The sequence below is a fragment of the Variovorax sp. 20P10.2.4 genome (genome assembly GCF_058244205.1).
In genome coordinates, this window is sequence record NZ_JBZAYE010000744.1 from 1 (window position 1) to 3,256 (window position 3,256).

Here is a 3,256-nt window from a genome sequence, read left to right on the forward strand (position 1 = left end):
GCAGCACCAGGCCCATGACCCACGCGATGGCGGTGGTGGGCGCGCGCTGCTCGCGGCGCGCGCGGGTGGTCAGCACGTAGACCAGCAGCGCGAAGGTGACGACGAGGAAATGCTGGGACGGAGAGGGAAGCCAGTCGAACCCGTTTTTCGGCATGGACCGATGATGCCTGAGCCCGCCGCGCGCCGCCGCGCTTGCCCCCTCAGCGCCGAAGGAAGGCCGGCACGCCGCGGCCCTGCGAGGCCAGGAAGTCCATCATCGGATCGACCACCGCGCGCACCGCGGGCCGCTCGCCGACGCGGTCGCGCCAGGCCACGAGCCGCGGCGTCTCGTCGGTCATGCCCGCGCCCTTGCGGTCGGCGAACACATGGGCCATGTAGAAGGCGATGTCGGCATAGCCGTAGTCGCCGGCCAGGAACGCGCGGCCGTCGGCCAGCAGGGTGTCGAGCTGGCCGTAGAAGCGCGCGCAGGCGGCGCAGGCCTCCACCGCGGGCGGGCTCTGCATCGCCTCCTGCAGGCCGAAGAGCTTCACCACCTGCGGGAAGAAGACCTCGTCCGAGCGGTGCTCGAGCTGGCGCGCGCGGGCCCGCGCGGCCGCTTCGGCGGGCCACAGCGCGGGCTGCGGATGCCGGTCCTCGAGGTACTCGAAGATCTGGGTCGAGTCGAACAGCTCGACCGCGTCGTCGATCAGCACCGGCACCTGGCCCTTGGGGTTGATGCGCAGCACCTCGGGATGCCTGGGGCGGTAGTTGTCGTCGCGATCGAAGGGCACCATCACGAGCTCGAAGGCGATGCCCTTCTCGAGCGCCGCGATCTGGACCTTGGCGCCGAACATGCTGAGGGGGCCGGAGAAGATGTGGGTCGTCATGGCCCCGAGTTCAGCAGAAAGCGCGGCTCAGGTCGATCCCCAGACTTCCTGCGCGGTCTCGACCACCAGCCGCAGCTTGGCGCGCTGCGCCTCCACCGCGATGTTGTTGCCGTGCACCGTGCTCGAGAAGCCGCACTGCGGCGACAGCGCGAGCTGCTCGAGCGGCGCGTACATGGCGGCGTTCTCGATGCGGCGCTTGAGCTCGTCCTTGTCCTCCATCTGGCCGAACTTGGTGGTCACCAGGCCCAGCACCACGGTCTTGCCCTTGGGCAGGAAGCGCAGCGGCTTGAAGTCGCCCGAGCGTGCGTCGTCGTACTCCATGAAGTAGGCGTCGAGGTCCATCTCCTGGAGCAGCGCCTCGGCCACCGGCTCGTAGTTGCCGGCCGCGGCATGGGTGCTCTTGAAGTTGCCGCGGCACAGGTGCATGGCCAGCAGCATGCCCGGCGGCTTCTGCGCCACCACCTTGTTGATGAAGGCGGCGTAGCGGTGCGGCAGCTCGTTCGGGTCGTCGCCGCGCTTGCGGGCCGCCTCGCGCATGTGCTCGTCGCAGAGGTAGGCGAGGTTGGTGTCGTCCATCTGCACGTAGGTGCAGCCGGCCGCGGCCAGCGAGCGCAGCTCGTCGCCATAGGCCTGGGCCACGTCGTCGTAGAACGCGGGGTCGAGCTCGGGGTAGGCCTCCTTGCTGATGCCGGCGCGGCCGCCGCGGAAGTGCAGCATGGTCGGCGAGGGGATCGTGACCTTGGGCGTGCGGCCGGCCGAGACCTGGCTCTTGAGGTATTCGAAGTCGGCCAGCTGGATGTTCTTGACGTGGCGCACCTTGTCGATGACGCGCATCGCGGGCGGTGCCAGTTCCTCGCTGCCGTCGGGCTTGCGGATCGTGACCGGGATGTCGGTCTTCACGCCGCCGAGCTGGTCGAGGAAGTCGATGTGGAAATAGGTGCGGCGGAATTCGCCGTCGGTGATGCTCTTGAGGCCGATGTCTTCCTGGAACTTGACGATCTCGGCGATGGCCTTGTCCTCGACCGTGCGCAGTTGCTCGGGCGTGATCTCGCCCTTGGCCTTCTGCTCGCGGGCTTCGAGCAGGTATTGGGGACGCAGGAAGCTGCCCACGTGGTCGTAGCGGGCGGGCAGGGTGGCGTGCTGTGACATGAGGATGGAACTCCGGCTTGTCTGAACGAAAGAGGTGGAACGGAACATCGTATCGCCTTGTGTGGCGACGTAAATGTGTACAAAGAGATCGGTGTTTTCCCTTGATTCGGCCGAATCGGCTGGAAATTCTCGCGTTTCTGTATACATTGAGTATCCATGAACACGCGATCGCCCCATTTCCCGCTCAACGCCTGGTATGCCGCCGCCTACGACGTGGAGGTGCGGCATGCGCTGTTGCCGCGCACGGTCTGCAACCAGAAGCTGGTGCTGTTCCGCCGCACCGACGGGCAGGTGGCCGCGCTCGAGGACGCCTGCTGGCACCGGCTGTTGCCGCTGTCGATGGGGCGGCTCGAGGGCGACGAGCTGGTCTGCGGCTACCACGGCCTGGTCTACAACAGCCAGGGCCGCTGCACCCACATGCCGAGCCAGGAAACGCTCAACCCTTCCGCCTGCGTGCGCAGCTTCCCGGTGGCCGAGAAGCACCGCTTCATCTGGATCTGGCCCGGCGACCCGGCGCTGGCCGACCCCGCACTGGTGCCCGACATGCACTGGAACGACGACCCGGCCTGGGCCGGCGACGGCAAGATGATCCGCGTGAACTGCGACTACCGGCTGGTGGTCGACAACCTCATGGACCTGACGCACGAGACCTTCGTGCATGGCTCCTCGATCGGCAACCGCGAGGTGGCCGAGGCGCCCTTCGTCGCCACCCATGGCGACCGCTCGGCCACCGTCACGCGCTGGATGGAGAACATCGAGGCGCCGCCGTTCTGGGGTGGCCAGATTCGCCATGCGCGCGGCTACGCGGGCAAGGTCGACCGCTGGCAGATCATCCGCTTCGAGGCGCCGTGCACGGTCAACATCGACGTCGGCGTGGCCGAGGCCGGCAGCGGCGCGGTGCCGAAGAACGGCAACCCGGGCGACCGCGGCAGGGGCGTCAACGGCTACGTGCTCAACACCATCACGCCCGAGACCGACAAGACCTGCCTCTACTTCTGGGCCTTCGCGCGCAACTACTGCCTGGGCGAGCAGCGCCTCACGCATGAGCTGCGCGAGGGCGTCTCGGGCATCTTCCGCGAGGACGAGCTGGTGCTCGAGGCGCAGCAGAAGGCGATCGACGAGCATCCCGACCACCGCTTCTACAACCTCAACATCGACGCCGGCTCGATGTGGGCGCGGCGGCTGATCGACCGCATGGTCGACAAGGAGCGGCCCGCGCGCGCCGCGATCCCGATCCGCGT

3 protein-coding genes are annotated in these 3,256 nt (G+C 67.9%); 1 reads left to right on the top strand and 2 read right to left on the bottom strand.

The window, feature by feature from the left end; genetic code table 11:
• Window positions 1-200: 200 nt before the first annotated feature.
• A complete protein-coding gene (locus tag AC27VN_RS36740; RefSeq protein WP_490879825.1) occupies window positions 201-866 on the bottom strand; it encodes a glutathione S-transferase family protein in 666 nt (221 codons plus the stop codon).
• 27 nt (window positions 867-893) lie between these two features.
• Complete coding sequence (locus tag AC27VN_RS36745; protein WP_296778208.1) at window positions 894-2,015, bottom strand: 5-methyltetrahydropteroyltriglutamate--homocysteine S-methyltransferase; 1,122 nt, start codon at window positions 2,013-2,015, stop codon at window positions 894-896.
• Window positions 2,016-2,171: 156 nt separating this feature from the next.
• Here AC27VN_RS36745 and AC27VN_RS36750 point away from each other — a divergent pair.
• A partial coding sequence (locus AC27VN_RS36750) for an aromatic ring-hydroxylating dioxygenase subunit alpha (RefSeq protein ID WP_490879826.1) occupies window positions 2,172-3,256 on the top strand: 1,085 nt, incomplete at its 3' end.